The following is a 13,944-nucleotide window of genomic DNA, read 5'->3' on the forward strand; positions in this document are numbered from 1 at the left end:
AACAAAAAAAGGCGAGCCTAAGCCCGCCTTTCTATTACTTATTCTGAACAGTTTATCCGTTAGCTTAATGCTCTGGAATGATGTTCTAGGTGCTCATCAATGAAGCTAGCGATGAAGAAGTAGCTATGGTCGTAACCTGGCTGGCGGCGCAAGGTAATCGGGTGTCCAGCACTTTCACATGCGGCTTCAATCGCCTCAGGTTTGAGCTGTTCCACTAAGAAGTTATCCGCTTCACCTTGATCGATAAACAGTGGCAAACGCTCTTCCGCTTTCTCGATTAGACAAGTAGCATCCCACTCTTCCCATGCTTTGCGATCTTCACCCAGATAACCGGTAAAGGCTTTCTCACCCCAAGGGCATTGTGTTGGGTTTACGATCGGCGCAAAAGCAGAAACAGACTGGTATTTGCCCGGATTTTTAAGTGCACAAACCAAAGCACCATGTCCGCCCATAGAATGACCAGAAATAGAACGCTGATCCGTCACTGGAAAGTGGGCTTCAACCAAATGCGGTAATTCTTGAACCACATAATCGTACATATGATACGTATTAGAATACGGTTCCACCGTGGCGTTCAGATAAAAACCTGCGCCAGAACCAAAGTCATAACTAGCATGCTCTTCAGGATAATCCGTACCGCGTGGGCTAGTATCTGGGCACACAATCGCCAAGCCAAGTTCTGACGCTTTACGAAGGGCACCGGCTTTCTGCATAAAGTTTTCATCGGTACAGGTTAAGCCAGACAACCAATACAACACTGGTACTTTTTGTGTTTCCGCTTGTGGTGGTAAATAAATGGCAAAAGTCATTTCACCACGAACCGACAAGCTTTCGTGGCGGTAACGTTTCAACCAGCCACCAAAAGTTTTTGTACTAGATAGCAATTCCATCTTTACATTCCTTTCAGGTTGCACGGAAAACACCGTGCGACCGTATGAAAAAATTTATTTATCAAAAAGGATAACAGTACGAATACTTTCGCCTTTATGCATCAAATCGAATGCTTTGTTGATGTCTTCAAGCGGCATAGTATGCGTCACGAATGGATCAATTTCGATCTTGCCATTCATGTAATCTTCTACGTAACCAGGCAATTGACTGCGACCTTTTACACCACCAAAAGCAGAGCCTTTCCAGACTCGACCTGTTACCAACTGGAATGGACGCGTTGAGATCTCTTGACCTGCACCCGCTACGCCAATGATGATGGATTCGCCCCAACCTTTATGGCAACACTCAAGCGCTGAGCGCATAAGATCAACATTACCGATACACTCAAAAGAGTAATCTACGCCTCCGTCAGTCATGTCCACAACGACTTGCTGAATCGGTGCCTCGAATTTTTTCGGGTTAACGCAATCGGTCGCACCAAATTGCTTAGCCATTTCAAATTTAGATTCGTTAATGTCGATCGCGATGATACGACCTGCGCCCGCCATACGTGCGCCTTGAATAACAGACAACCCAATGCCACCCAAACCAAATACCGCTACCGTGTCGCCTTTTTCTACTTTCGCTGTATTCAATACCGCGCCAATACCAGTGGTAATACCACAACCCAGCAAACAGACTTTTTCCAGTGGCGCATCAACCTGAATTTTTGCCAGGGCAATTTCTGGTACTACACTGTATTCAGAAAACGTTGACGTCCCCATATAATGAAAAATAGGTTCACCATTAATACTAAAACGACTGGTGCCATCTGGCATTAGGCCTTTACCTTGCGTTTCACGAACCGCACTACATAAATTAGTTTTGCCTGATTTACAGAACTTACATTCACCACACTCAGCCGTATAAAGAGGAATGACGTGATCACCTGCTTTAAGCGTCGTGACACCTTCACCGACGGCTTCAACAACACCAGCACCTTCATGGCCTAGAATTGCAGGAAATACGCCCTCTGGATCGTCGCCCGATAAGGTAAACGCATCCGTGTGACAAACGCCCGTTGCGACCATACGTACTAACACTTCACCCGCTTGTGGGTCTTGAACATCTACTTCTTCAATTTTAAGTGGTTGGCCTGGGCCCCAAGCAACTGCTGCTTTACATTTCATTGCGTTCTCCAAAATATGCTTTAACGAAAAGGATAAGATAATTTAAGTGCAGCTACTTTATCCCTAAATGATTAAGACGATAATAGCTATTTTAGAAAATGATTATTGCCACACAGCATCAATCATTTTTTCTTTCAAAGATTCACGTTAAAATAGCAGCCGACTAATTAACGAAAAAAGCGAGCGCGTAATGAAAAACTGGGAAGCTATGGAGGCCTTTATTGAAGTCGTACGACAAGGTAGTTTTTCCGCCGCCGCCATACAACTTAAAGTATCCGCTTCACACATCAGCCGCCTTATTACTCAACTAGAAAGCGAGCTGGGCACCACCTTATTGTTTCGAACTACAAGGCGCATCCGTTTAAGCGAAGCAGGCGAACTTTACTACCAACACTGTCGAGGTTTACCAGAAGCCTTAAGCAGTGCTGAAGAAGTTATCTCTACGCTAAATCAAGCGCCCATTGGCCCATTTAAAATGACCTGCGCTACAACGTTTGGGGAGCGCTTTATTGCGCCCTTAATGAACGATTTTTTGATCGATCATCCCAAGATAGAATTGGATTTTCATCTTACTAATCGAGAAGTAGACCTGATCGAAGAAGGCTATGATTTAGCCATCCGAATGGGAGCACTAAAAGACTCTAGCCATTTATCACGACGGCTCTGCGATCGTGCGGAATATTTGTGCGCTTCTAGAAGCTACGTGGATCAGCACGGCATTCCTCACACTTTGGCCGAGTTGAGTAAACATCAATGCCTTATTGGTTCAAAAACCCATTGGTTATTTCAACAAGACGGTCAACGCAAAGAAGTAAAAATCGTCAGTAATTGGCGCAGCAACTCAGGCCCAGCCTTATTAGACGCCGTTAGAAAAGGACTCGGTATCGCACAGCTACCCGATTATTATGTTGCCGATGACCTTGCTTCCGGACACCTCATTGCCCTGCTACCACAGTACCAATACCCTTATAGCGGTGTTTGGTTAGTCTATCCAAAAGTGCGCCAACCTTCGCCAAAGTTACAGAAAATCTGTGATTATTTGATTCATCGACTCAAACAAAATCCGCCTTTTTAGCCTCAATAAGCCTCTCTATAACCCCCCCAAAAAAAATTAAGAGGCCAGCGTCATGGATCTAAGATTATTTTTATTAACAGTAATGACATAATCATGGATGTTTAATCCCATTACATCCGTTCCCTTAATCTTAATGGCATCCCCTTTTCCATCACTAATGTTAAAGGTGAAATCTACCATCAAAATAGAATCTCCCTGAAAAGATGCGGTATGTGAAGATGCGTTTAGCTTCACATTTAAATGCACCTTATTAGGCGTCGTATATTGGGAAATTAACGTCGTTGTTTGTTTCGTACCGGAAAAGGCTTTTTCTAATGAAAGTGGACTTTTCTCATGGTGTATGTTTTGAGTCGCATGCATAACAGGAGACTCAAAATGACGTAATGCATTAAAGAAAGAAGGATTGTTTTTGATTTGTTCTGGTGTCGCTAAACTCAATACATCTCTGGAGCTAAAGGTAATGTGTATATCAAATGGCACATGTGTATTTGTTGCTAAAGGCGAAGTATTACAAAAAGCCGAAGAGGTAAATAGAGCTAAAATGCCCCCCAGAAGTAGATTCTTTGTGATCAATTTCATTGCTATTCCTTAACGCTTGGATGAGTAGATATATTAAAAATCAATTTATGTCAGTTGTGCTTCTATAAATTGAAAATAGTGTTATTCAAATAAGTTAAGTCCACACAAGGTGGAACGCAGTGGGCAACTGGCTGGTATCAGATAGAACAAAAGACGCCACGGCGATGGCTGCATAGCCAGTAAGCCGTGCCTATGATTAAATACGCTAAACAATTTTGATAAACGAGCCAGCTATGTTTTCCCAACAAGATCTTGTCCAAGTTGCCCGCCAAACGATGCCATTCGGAAAGTACAATGGCCGTATTTTGATTGACTTACCCGAAGCCTATTTACTATGGTTTGCCAAAGAAGGTTGGCCGAGTGGCAATCTAGGACAGTGGCTACAACTGGCATTGGAAATCAAAATTAATGGCTTGGAAAAATTAGTAGATCCTCTGCGCAATCCAACCGAGAAAAAAACAGATGAACCGAAGGTTCGAATTCGTTTTGATAATTAATTAAGCTCTACAGACTCGATGGTAGTGGTATAGATCGTCGCCTTCCGATTTCTCTATTAATGTAAATCCAGCCCGTTCAGCGACTTTTTGCGACGCAATATTAGTCGCTTTTATTTGTGCTAATAACACGCCATCGAAGCCTTGAATAAAGGCATTTAACATTTTTTGTGCGATGCCTTTACCCCGAGATTTAGGTGCGACAGTCCAAGATAAAATCCAACCGTCTTTGTCTTTGTCTTTATCTGCACGTATTGTTCCGACCGCTCGATGATTCAACTCAGCAATACACAACTTACGATGCTCATTATGAATAGTCGATTTTAACCATTTCAAGTGACTCGCTACTTCCACTCTTTCTGGAGAGAGAGACGCTTGGCGCGTAACTATGTCATTACGCCATTCCAATAAGCAATCGGCGTCGCTCATGGTCGCTGGTCGAAGAAAAAACTTCGAATTCATCGGTGCCTCCAAATTAAGTACTATTTCTTGCATTTAACGAACGAAGCACTTGCTCGATATCATGCTTTACGAAAGAGTCCTAAGATAATCATTATCTTGTTTAATAGGCAAGTATTAGCATCGGATCACCTTTTTAACATCACAAGAAATACACGAATAAAGACCCATCTCCACCTTGACCCTATGTAAACTTTGCAAAAAAACCAGCGCATTTGCGCTGGTCTATTTATGCTTTTTAGCAAGAGAGACAAAACGAATCGTGAAACTATAATCCACCATGGGTTAATTTTGCGGGATCTAATAAAGCCAATAATTCTTCTCGGCTCAAATCAGTATTTTCTTCCGCTACATCAACAACAGGACGCCCTTCTTTATACGCTTTTTTGGCAATTTCAGCGGCCTTGGCATAACCAATAATAGGGTTCAATGCGGTGACTAAAATCGGGTTGCGATGCAAGGCTTCATTCAGCTTGTCTTCGTTGATCGTCAATGTCGCAATGGCACTATCCGCTAACAATTGACCGCTATTCGCTAACAACTTAATGCTGCTAAGCAAATTTTTCGCGATCATTGGTAACATAACATTGAGCTCAAAATTCCCAGCTTGCCCACCAATGGTAATCGCAGCGTCATTACCAATAACTTGTGCCGCTACCATCGCCGCGGCTTCAGGAATAACAGGATTCACTTTACCCGGCATAATAGATGAACCAGGTTGTAAGGCTTGCAGAGTAATTTCACCTAAACCAGCCAATGGGCCAGAATTCATCCAACGAAGGTCATTGGCGATTTTCATATACGTGACGGCTACCGCTTTCAGCTGGCCCGACAGCGCGACAGCTGTGTCTTGGGAACCTATCAAAGCAAAGAAATTCTCACCAGGTGTAAAGGTTACTTTAGTTAAATAAGAAAGCTCTTTGGCAAACAATGCGGCAAACTCAGGGTGTGCATTAATACCGGTACCAACCGCCGTTCCACCTTGTGCAAGGCGAGTAATTTTCGTCTCTATGTACTGCAAATTATCTAAATTATCGCCGAGTTGAGCAGCCCAAGCGTGAAACGTTTGATCAAAACGAACCGGCATAGCATCCATTAAATGCGTTCGGCCTGTTTTGGTATAACCTTTTAATGTATCGCCTTTTTCTTCAATTACGGCTTTTAGATGTGAAAGCGCTGGGATTAAATGCCCCGTTAGCTCAATGCTCGCACTCACATGAATGGCACTCGGTATCACATCGTTACTGCTTTGACCAAAATTCACATGATCATTAGGGCTAATCGGCGTATCACAGTGACGACTTGCCATCGTTGCTATCACCTCATTCGCATTCATATTAGTACTAGTACCAGAGCCTGTTTGATACACATCCACAGGGAAATGCGTCATTAGGTTTGTGTCACTCAACAATACTTCACACGCGCTTTGAATCGCCTGAGACTGCTCAGAAGTAATGCATTTTAGAGTTTCATTAGCTCGTGCCGCAGCCGCTTTGATCAGAATAAGAGCGCGTATAAACGCTTCAGGAAGAGGCTCGCCACTAACAGGAAAGTTATTAATTGCTCGTTGAGTTTGTGCGCCATAAAGCGCACTTTCAGGGACATTTAGTTCACCCATGCTGTCTTTTTCAATTCGCATTTTCATAATCTAACGATTTCCTTATGATTCTAATGAGCATAAAAAATAGTGGCTGAGGGTTCGTAAATCATGCTCCATTCTGAAATAAGCTTTAGCGTCTTGATAAGTCACAATCAGCCGTTTTAAATTCGCCAAAGGTCGATACACCATGTCTAAGCAGACTTGTCGCCAATGCGGCGCGATGTGGGTGTCACACACAGTATCTAATAAGACATTAAATACTCTCTGATGCAATGTAACAGCATCAGTAATATTTAGTCTATCGGCATATTCTTCACTGATCTTAAGGTAATGGTAAAGCACTTCTGGCGAATCTGCGCACTGACCGCCTTGAATGGTTTGCTCAATCACTGAAAATGGAACGAGATAATGGCTCATGCTGTTGTCCGCCTATTGAAATGATAACTATTATCAATAATGAAACGTGATAACTTACCTGTCAAGTTATTGATAACGATTCCCATTAAAATAAAAGCCGGCGTTATTTAAAATCGGAGCATGCTTATGACAGTTGCCGTCAGTACCGCTATGTGAAAGACAACACGATTGCTGTCCTCTAAAAACAAAAAAAGCCCCTGCTACCAAAGGCAACAGAGGCTTATTAAGCAATAATATTACTTAGTGGTGATGACCACCGACACCGTGCGCATGACCATGAGCAATTTCATCGTCTGTTGCTTCACGAGCCTCTACAATTTCAATATTAAACGTTAAATCTTTACCGGATAAAGGATGGTTTAGATCGACTATGGCACGCTTTAGGCCAGATTTAATAATTGTCACCTGACGCATGCCTTGCTCTGTTTGAATCATCGCGATCATGCCTGGTTTCCAGCGTTTACCACCTTGGAGATGCTTCACTGGCACTTCTTGTGTTCGATTTTCATGACGGTCACCATAAGCGTCTGCGCTTGGTACAGTCACTTCAAATTCCGCACCTACTTCTTTTCCTTCCATGGCTTTTTCAAGTCCAGGAATAACATTGCCATGGCCGTGTAAATAAGAAATAGGGTCTTTGCCCGCGGAAGTTTCGATCAATTCTTCGCCGTGACGAAGTGTGTAGTTAAATTGAACGACTTGGTTGTCAGCAATGGACATGGTATTTCCTCTGTTAATTTAGCTCAGCAATGTAGCTCAGTTATTTAATTGATCAGTGCAATCGCACATTTTGCGCGACATTATAGAGTGTCCTTAGAAAATGGCGAACTCTATTGCGTCTTCTTTGATTGATATTCCCTTAATCATAGAAGCCGTTGCCTTTTCTCTTGTTGAATGGTTTAGCACATAAACGGGGTGCGTATCAAAATATTGCGCTAACTTTTTCTCAAAATCATCATGTAAAGACCCCAATGTCGAGCGCAGTATTTTATCGTTAAAGCTTGAACCTTCTACGGCAATTTTAGTGATTTTTGGCGCCACTAAATACACTCGATTTTCTTCTAGTCGGACACCTGACTCAAACGATGGATTCACCTTAGTACTAAACGAAAAAGACTGCCCAAAAGCGCTCAACGTCCCCTGTAATTCAGTCTTCATATCCACCAGCGCCAAACCACCGTCTCGATCCGTTAAATCAATATGGGCAGATTTCACCAATAGGTTCATATCTAACGTGTTACCACTTTCAAGTGTCAATTGAATATGATTGGACTTAGGTTGTTCTAATTGTTTCGCAACCGCTTGATTTAATTCGGTTTCGCTTACGCTTAAACCATCACAACCTGCAAGAGTCAGCGTTGATATCAATAAAACAGTGACCGCTATTGCTCGACGAATTGTCATGTATTTCTCCTAAAAGAATGCAGTCTAATCACTGCTGCGCCCGTTTTTCGTACCAAAAATTCATAAAGTCTTCCGTCACTTTTTGCTCAATCACCATCGCTTCTTCTGTAGGACAAAACAGTGACACCGTAAAAACGTTGTAACCTTCAGGCGAAGTGGTAATTCGAACTCTTGGTTCTGGGCCAGATATTTTAATGTCTAAACGTTTTTCAATGAGGCTGTTATAACGAATTGCCACTTCATGAAAATGCTCGCTGTATTCACGTATTTTATCCAGTATTTGGCCTTTAATTTCAAACAAATTCACGTCATCAGTTAGTCTGGAAATTGAAAAGTTATGAGTGACATAACGACGCATATAATTCAAATTCTGAACCGTATGTGTCAATAAAATACTATTCGGAATAACAGTCGTTCGACCGGTATAGCCATAACTCCCACCTTTTAAATCCACGTCAAAAAGCGTCGTAGAAAGCCAATCGCTGTCCGTTACTTCTCCTTCACAATTGGCTACTCGTATCCAGTCTCCAACCTGATAAGGCCTAGTGCTCGCACGATAAAATGCCCCCACGATACAAGAGATAAATTCTTTTGTTGCTAAGACCAAAGCCACCATGAACGCAGCAATAGAAATAGCAATATTTTGTAGCTCAGAAGACCAAATAAGAATAAAGCCAACCACTAAAAGAAGATTGAAAATATTGTCTATTGAATTAATCCGCTGACGCTTTTTGTCATGCTCTAAAGTCGCATGCAGACGAATAGCACGTTTGGTGTAACGTCTAATAATGTAAGACAGTAAAATCCAGAGGATTGTCAAAAATATTTCGAGATGATTTCTCACCACTGAGAAATCCAAATCTGAAAAATTAAGCTGAGAAAATTCGAATGACATAACAATAAGGTTCCTTCATTAAGAGCGCCACTTTATCAATCATTTTATTAATCACCAACTAAAAGCACTAGACAGAGTGAAAAATAATACTGTATATTCGTACAGTATTATTTTTCAGGAAGGTGGATCATGCCTGTAGTTATTAAATACGTTGTAGAACGTGACGGAATTGAAAAAATGACATTTACTTCCAAAACAGAAGCCGATGCCTATGACAAGCTACTCGACACAGCCGATGCTCTCTATGAAGTGCTTGATAGCAGTGAGTTAGCAGGGGATCATGCTCAAAAAGAAGCGTTGTCTATGTATCTTGCAGAAAACAAAGAAACGCTTTTAGAAGCCTTAGGAGCAAAACGAAAAGTCACACCAAAAAGCAAAACAAAGTCTAAAAAACCGCAAGCGAACGGCAATACTACGCTGCCATTAGAAGATCTTGTGATTGAACCAGATGAAGATGCTCTTTACGACGAAGACGAAAACTCGGACTCTTTTGAGGATACCGAAAGCTATATTGAAAGTGATGCCGCCTAAGCAATAAGACGCGGTTAATGGAATCAAAACATCGCACTTAAGCGGTGTTTTGATTCACAAACTATTACAAAATCTAATAAGACGATTTCATCCCTTCACGGACCCACTCCCAGTCCGCACTATTTATCTATAAAAATACAAAAACAGCTAACACAGACAAGATAAAAGTGTATAAACCTTTTATTATTACCCTTCATATTAAAGTTCTTTAGGAACAGCCCTACATGATTGATGCTTTACTACTGACATTTATTTTCCTTGTTGCTGGAATTGTTTCTGTGCCCATTGCTGCTAGGCTGGGACTAGGCTCTGTGCTCGGTTATTTATTAGCGGGCATTATCATCAGCCCTATTCTTTCTGTGTTAAATGTCGATCTCGCTTCTGTGCAAAATTTTGGCGAACTAGGCGTAGTTTTGATGCTGTTTTTAGTCGGACTAGAGCTAAACCCTAAAAAACTATGGGCTATGAAAACCCGCCTTCTTGGCCTAGGCGGCGGCCAAGTAGTGCTGACAGCACTCCTTATTATGGGCACCTCCATGTTGTTAAATCAGTCGTGGCGAATTAGCCTAGCCGTCGGCCTAGTTCTTGCGCTTTCTTCTACTGCTATTGTCCTACAAACCCTTGGTGAAAAAGGCCTGCTACGCTCAGATGGTGGCCAATCCTCTTTTTCTGTCCTGCTCGCTCAAGACATCATTGTTATTCCGATGTTAGCGTTTATCCCTTTATTAGCCACGCCAGAGTTGCTTAACGCGCTGAGTCATACCGTTAGCCAAGCATCGACCCACGGTGGTAGTTGGAATCTACTAGAAGGTCTTTCTACATGGCAAGTAACGCTGGTGACTATTGGTGCGATTATCACCGTCGTCTTGGGCGGCAGTTATTTATCCAGTCCTGTTTTCCGTTTTATTGCATCTGCTCAACTGCGTGAACTCTTTACTGCCACTGCATTAATGTTTGTTATTGGCACCACATTATTAATGTCTGTTGTGGGACTATCTCCTGCACTTGGCACCTTCTTAGCTGGCGTTGTATTAGCAAATTCACCCTACCGACATGAGCTAGAAAGTGACATTGCTCCCTTTAAAGGGTTGTTACTGGGCTTGTTCTTCATGACTGTGGGTGCGGGCATTAACTTCAGTCTGTTAGCCAGTCATTTCACGATAATAATAGCGATGACGCTCGGCGTTATTGTATTAAAAATGCTCGCGTTATTACTCTTGGGAGTCTCGTTTAATATACGTGGGGCAGACAAATGGCTGTTTGCATTAGGATTGGCTCAAGCGGGGGAATTCGGCTTTGTTCTACTATCATTTACAGTCGCTAATGGCGTTATTCCTAAAGCACTAGCAGATCAACTCTTACTTGTTGTTGCACTATCTATGCTACTCACCCCAATCCTCTTTATCCTTTATGATCGCTATTTAGCCCCACGTTATTTGAAAGATAAAGATGACCAACCTCAAGGTGTCGGCATGCCTAATGATAAAAAAATCATCATTGCGGGTTCTGGCCGTATGGGCAGTCTAATTGACCGAATGCTAAGCCTTGCAGGGTACGAAACCACCGTTATCGACTACAGTACAAAGCAACTTAGAACACTGCAGCGTTTTGGCGTAAACAACTATTTTGGCGATGTCACTCGACCTGAATTATTGCTCGCGGCGGGAATAGAAGACGCGAAATTACTCGTCGTTGCCATTGACGATCCAGAACAAATATCCAAGTTAGTCAAATACGTTATGGAGCACTTTCCTCACTTGCACGTCATATCGCGGGCACAAGATCGTCACCATGTTTATGATTTGTGGTCCTACGGTTGTCGCGATATCGTTCGTGAAGTTCACGACAGTAGTTTACGAATGGGGCGGTCTGCGTTTGAAGCACTAGGGGTTTCTCAAGACAGCGCAGAGAAAATGGTCGATCTATACAGAAAGCACGACCAAGATGCGATGGTTGCCGTGGCCGATGCCCATGAAATTGGCATTCCGGCGGATGAAAACAGCAACTATATCGCAAAAGTAAAAGCCTTTTTGGAGGCCTCAGATCCAGATTTGAAAACTCAGATGCAGTCCTATCGAGATACTAAATAAAGATTGAATCACGAAACAATGAACTGAATCTCAAAACAATAGACTCTCTTGCTTCTAAAGAAGCAGAGAGTTTAGGAGGCTTGTTGCTTAAGCGTGGCTTTATATACATGCTTAACATGTATTAAGCTTATTAATTTAATAATCGGTTTTATCAACAATTGTCCGCTGCCCAAAATAAATAACCAAGTACCATCAACCACCAAGGCTTCTTTGAGAAAAAAGAAACTGCCTACCAAAAACCACACAGCAATCAGAAAATCATTTAAAGCACCAAGGGCTTCGTAGCGCCTTTGGATAATAATGTGATCTTGATCTAAGTCGAACTCTAATATGTCCTTATCCTTTTGAAGCATTAAACCTTTTCCCTTTATTTTATGCAGTGACGCTAAAGACCAGACCTTAGTATCACCGCATAATGTTTATTAACGTAAAAATATTAACGCAAAAAGTTATCCCTCAGTAAAGACACAACTTCATCAGTACGACCATTAAGAACCGCTTTTAATCCGAACATCGCCGTAGAAGCAACTTGATTTGCCTCTATTTTTGGTGGCATAACCAATTCCATACGGCTCACCTTAACATCCAAAATAGCAGGTTTGTCTGTCGCTAACCATTGCTTCATGGCCTCTTCAAGCTGGTCCACACTGTCGACCCGCCAGCCCTCTAAACCAAGTGAACGTGCAACATTCGCAAAGTCTGGATTCTTCAAATCGGTAAAAGAGTCTAACAAACCTTCTACCCTTTGTTCCATTTCTACAAAACCAAGAGACTCATTATTAAAAATAAGCAGTTTTACAGGGATATTCTCTTGCACTAACGTCAGTAAATCCCCCATCAACATGCTCATGCCACCGTCGCCACACATGGCAATCACTTGTCGGTTTGGGTAGGCTTTAGCGATACCTAACGCTTGTGGATAGGCATTCGCCATGGTGCCGTGTAACAAACTCGTTAAAAAACTGCGCTTACCTGTTGCCGTTAAATGGCGTAATAACCACACCATTGGCGAGCCACCATCGGCTGTAAACGCGGCATCATCATCGGCAAGTTTATCCAACGTATGGGCCACTGTTTGAGGATGCAATAATGCACTCCCCGATTTCGCTTCTGACACATAGTCTTCTTTGTCTTTTTTCCACTGATCAAGCGCCTTTGTAAGATGCGCTTGATCAGATTTAAGCGATAATTTGGGTAACAACGCATTGACCGTATCTCTAACGTCTCCGACTAAGCCTAAATCAATCGGACTACGCTTACCTAAATGACTGGCGTCACTATCTACTTGTACTATCTTCGCTTTTTCTGGGTAAAATTGGGTGTACGCAAAGTCACTCCCAAGGCAAAGTAACAAGTCACAATCTGCTACCGCCTCCATACCTGCTCGATTCCCCAACACCCCTGTCATACCGACTTGATTGGGATTATTCGGTTCAATAAATTCCTTTGAGCGAGAGCTATGTACAATAGGCGCTTTTAGTACATTAGATAATTCAACCAATTCATCTCTAGCCCCTTTAGCGCCAATGCCTGCATATAAAGTCACTCGTTTCGCAGCATTCACCATGGTAGCCAATTCGGCTATTTCGGAATCATTGGGGCGCACTGTAGGCTGCGCTAAATGAACACGCCAAGGCGCATCATCATGCACGGTTTCTTGGAACATATCGCCATTCACAATAATGACCGCCACGCCGTTTTTTGAAAGTGCAGACTGAGCAGCTTGTACGGTAATGCGACGCGCCTGATCTGGATGAGAGATTCGTTCACAAAAAACAGAGCACTGTTCATACAGTGATTTTTGATCGACTTCTTGAGGGAAGTTTAGCCCTTCTTCACGACGATCAACATTAGACGCAATCATCACCACCGGTGCGCCGTTTCGATGACTTTCAAAAATACCATTAATAAAGTGTAAGCTGCCTGGACCACACGTTCCTGCACATAAAGAAAGCTGGCCGGTCATATAAGACTCACCACCTGCCGCGAAAGCCCCGACCTCCTCGTGTCGAACATGCACCCAGTCTATTTCTGAGCCTCGGATCTCATTCGTCAGGTGGTTTATGGTATCGCCAACAATGCCATAACAACGTTTGGCACCCGCTTCACTGAGCGTATCAACTATGATTTTTGCGACTGTTTTGCTCATTTTCTAACTCCCAAGGGTGATAAAAAGACCCTCAACAGCATGCTAGATCTAGATGACTTAATCAGTAAATTCGAAGGGATTCCTCCCTATCTGCAAACAGTTTACACACTGAACAAAAAACACTCTATTTCCTGCCCTACTCTCTATTTCCTACTCTGTGATAAAGAGTGACTCCTTTTTCTATAAACAAT

General features: G+C 42.5%; 15 protein-coding genes. 4 read left to right on the top strand and 11 right to left on the bottom strand.

Going from position 1 to position 13,944, the window contains the following annotated elements:
* Positions 1–59: 59 nt before the first annotated feature.
* On the bottom strand, positions 60–890 hold the full coding sequence (gene fghA, locus V6259_RS07205) for an S-formylglutathione hydrolase (protein ID WP_341584004.1): 831 nt from the start codon (positions 888–890) through the stop codon (positions 60–62).
* Positions 891–944: 54 nt separating this feature from the next.
* Complete coding sequence (locus tag V6259_RS07210) at positions 945–2,060, bottom strand: S-(hydroxymethyl)glutathione dehydrogenase/class III alcohol dehydrogenase (RefSeq protein ID WP_341584005.1); 1,116 nt, start codon at positions 2,058–2,060, stop codon at positions 945–947.
* A gap of 190 nt (positions 2,061–2,250) precedes the next feature.
* Between V6259_RS07210 and V6259_RS07215 the strand changes: the two genes are divergently transcribed.
* Complete coding sequence (locus tag V6259_RS07215; RefSeq protein WP_341584006.1) at positions 2,251–3,135, top strand: LysR family transcriptional regulator; 885 nt, start codon at positions 2,251–2,253, stop codon at positions 3,133–3,135.
* 36 nt (positions 3,136–3,171) lie between these two features.
* On the opposite strand, the gene V6259_RS07220 is transcribed toward V6259_RS07215, so the two are convergent.
* Complete coding sequence (locus V6259_RS07220) at positions 3,172–3,714, bottom strand: hypothetical protein (RefSeq protein WP_133012869.1); 543 nt, start codon at positions 3,712–3,714, stop codon at positions 3,172–3,174.
* Between the two features lie 233 nt (positions 3,715–3,947).
* Between V6259_RS07220 and V6259_RS07225 the strand changes: the two genes are divergently transcribed.
* Positions 3,948–4,211, top strand: coding sequence for a DUF3820 family protein (locus tag V6259_RS07225; protein WP_133012870.1), 264 nt, complete (start codon positions 3,948–3,950; stop codon positions 4,209–4,211).
* Here V6259_RS07225 and V6259_RS07230 read toward each other — a convergent pair whose 3' ends face one another.
* The 6 genes from V6259_RS07230 to V6259_RS07255 all read right to left on the bottom strand — a co-directional run bounded on the left by V6259_RS07230 (position 4,212) and on the right by V6259_RS07255 (position 8,983).
* The gene (locus V6259_RS07230) at positions 4,212–4,670 is read right to left on the bottom strand and encodes a GNAT family N-acetyltransferase (RefSeq protein ID WP_341584007.1); all 459 of its coding nucleotides are present in this window, start codon (positions 4,668–4,670) and stop codon (positions 4,212–4,214) included.
* Positions 4,671–4,935: 265 nt separating this feature from the next.
* A complete protein-coding gene (locus tag V6259_RS07235; RefSeq protein WP_341584008.1) occupies positions 4,936–6,312 on the bottom strand; it encodes a class II fumarate hydratase in 1,377 nt (458 codons plus the stop codon).
* Positions 6,313–6,327: 15 nt separating this feature from the next.
* Complete coding sequence (locus V6259_RS07240; RefSeq protein ID WP_133012873.1) at positions 6,328–6,684, bottom strand: hypothetical protein; 357 nt, start codon at positions 6,682–6,684, stop codon at positions 6,328–6,330.
* 240 nt (positions 6,685–6,924) lie between these two features.
* A complete protein-coding gene (locus V6259_RS07245; protein ID WP_341584009.1) occupies positions 6,925–7,404 on the bottom strand; it encodes an FKBP-type peptidyl-prolyl cis-trans isomerase in 480 nt (159 codons plus the stop codon).
* Positions 7,405–7,497: 93 nt separating this feature from the next.
* Positions 7,498–8,088 carry a DUF1439 domain-containing protein gene (locus V6259_RS07250; RefSeq protein WP_341584010.1) on the bottom strand — a complete coding sequence of 197 codons (591 nt, stop codon included), beginning with the start codon at positions 8,086–8,088 and terminating at the stop codon, positions 7,498–7,500.
* 28 nt (positions 8,089–8,116) lie between these two features.
* Positions 8,117–8,983: a mechanosensitive ion channel family protein gene (locus V6259_RS07255; RefSeq protein WP_133012876.1), complete on the bottom strand. Its 867-nt coding sequence runs from the start codon at positions 8,981–8,983 to the stop codon at positions 8,117–8,119.
* Positions 8,984–9,112: 129 nt separating this feature from the next.
* On the opposite strand from V6259_RS07255, the gene V6259_RS07260 reads away from it, so the two are divergent.
* Positions 9,113–9,514 carry a YebG family protein gene (locus tag V6259_RS07260; protein WP_445928503.1) on the top strand — a complete coding sequence of 134 codons (402 nt, stop codon included), beginning with the start codon at positions 9,113–9,115 and terminating at the stop codon, positions 9,512–9,514.
* Positions 9,515–9,738: 224 nt separating this feature from the next.
* Positions 9,739–11,604, top strand: a complete 1,866-nt coding sequence (locus V6259_RS07265; RefSeq protein ID WP_341584011.1) for a cation:proton antiporter domain-containing protein — start codon at positions 9,739–9,741, stop codon at positions 11,602–11,604.
* 71 nt (positions 11,605–11,675) lie between these two features.
* Here the strand turns inward: V6259_RS07265 and V6259_RS07270 are convergent, their stop codons facing one another.
* On the bottom strand, positions 11,676–11,957 hold the full coding sequence (locus V6259_RS07270; RefSeq protein ID WP_133012879.1) for a YrhK family protein: 282 nt from the start codon (positions 11,955–11,957) through the stop codon (positions 11,676–11,678).
* Between the two features lie 83 nt (positions 11,958–12,040).
* Entirely contained in the window at positions 12,041–13,753 is a 1,713-nt protein-coding gene (locus tag V6259_RS07275) for a thiamine pyrophosphate-dependent enzyme (protein ID WP_341584012.1), read from the bottom strand.
* Positions 13,754–13,944 lie beyond the last annotated feature (191 nt).

The organism is Marinomonas sp. TI.3.20 (assembly GCF_038155025.1).
Lineage (GTDB): Bacteria > Pseudomonadota > Gammaproteobacteria > Pseudomonadales > Marinomonadaceae > Marinomonas > Marinomonas flavescens.

What these genes read in the sequence shown, in the direction of transcription:
- fghA (WP_341584004.1), bottom strand. Translation starts at nt 890, where the DNA reads ATGGAATTGCTATCTAGTACAAAAACTTTTGGTGGCTGGTTGAAACGT.
- V6259_RS07210 (WP_341584005.1), bottom strand. Translation starts at nt 2,060, where the DNA reads ATGAAATGTAAAGCAGCAGTTGCTTGGGGCCCAGGCCAACCACTTAAA.
- V6259_RS07215 (WP_341584006.1), top strand. Translation starts at nt 2,251, where the DNA reads ATGAAAAACTGGGAAGCTATGGAGGCCTTTATTGAAGTCGTACGACAA.
- V6259_RS07220 (WP_133012869.1), bottom strand. Translation starts at nt 3,714, where the DNA reads ATGAAATTGATCACAAAGAATCTACTTCTGGGGGGCATTTTAGCTCTA.
- V6259_RS07225 (WP_133012870.1), top strand. Translation starts at nt 3,948, where the DNA reads ATGTTTTCCCAACAAGATCTTGTCCAAGTTGCCCGCCAAACGATGCCA.
- V6259_RS07230 (WP_341584007.1), bottom strand. Translation starts at nt 4,670, where the DNA reads ATGAATTCGAAGTTTTTTCTTCGACCAGCGACCATGAGCGACGCCGAT.
- V6259_RS07235 (WP_341584008.1), bottom strand. Translation starts at nt 6,312, where the DNA reads ATGAAAATGCGAATTGAAAAAGACAGCATGGGTGAACTAAATGTCCCT.
- V6259_RS07240 (WP_133012873.1), bottom strand. Translation starts at nt 6,684, where the DNA reads ATGAGCCATTATCTCGTTCCATTTTCAGTGATTGAGCAAACCATTCAA.
- V6259_RS07245 (WP_341584009.1), bottom strand. Translation starts at nt 7,404, where the DNA reads ATGTCCATTGCTGACAACCAAGTCGTTCAATTTAACTACACACTTCGT.
- V6259_RS07250 (WP_341584010.1), bottom strand. Translation starts at nt 8,088, where the DNA reads ATGACAATTCGTCGAGCAATAGCGGTCACTGTTTTATTGATATCAACG.
- V6259_RS07255 (WP_133012876.1), bottom strand. Translation starts at nt 8,983, where the DNA reads ATGTCATTCGAATTTTCTCAGCTTAATTTTTCAGATTTGGATTTCTCA.
- V6259_RS07260 (WP_445928503.1), top strand. Translation starts at nt 9,113, where the DNA reads ATGCCTGTAGTTATTAAATACGTTGTAGAACGTGACGGAATTGAAAAA.
- V6259_RS07265 (WP_341584011.1), top strand. Translation starts at nt 9,739, where the DNA reads ATGATTGATGCTTTACTACTGACATTTATTTTCCTTGTTGCTGGAATT.
- V6259_RS07270 (WP_133012879.1), bottom strand. Translation starts at nt 11,957, where the DNA reads ATGCTTCAAAAGGATAAGGACATATTAGAGTTCGACTTAGATCAAGAT.
- V6259_RS07275 (WP_341584012.1), bottom strand. Translation starts at nt 13,753, where the DNA reads ATGAGCAAAACAGTCGCAAAAATCATAGTTGATACGCTCAGTGAAGCG.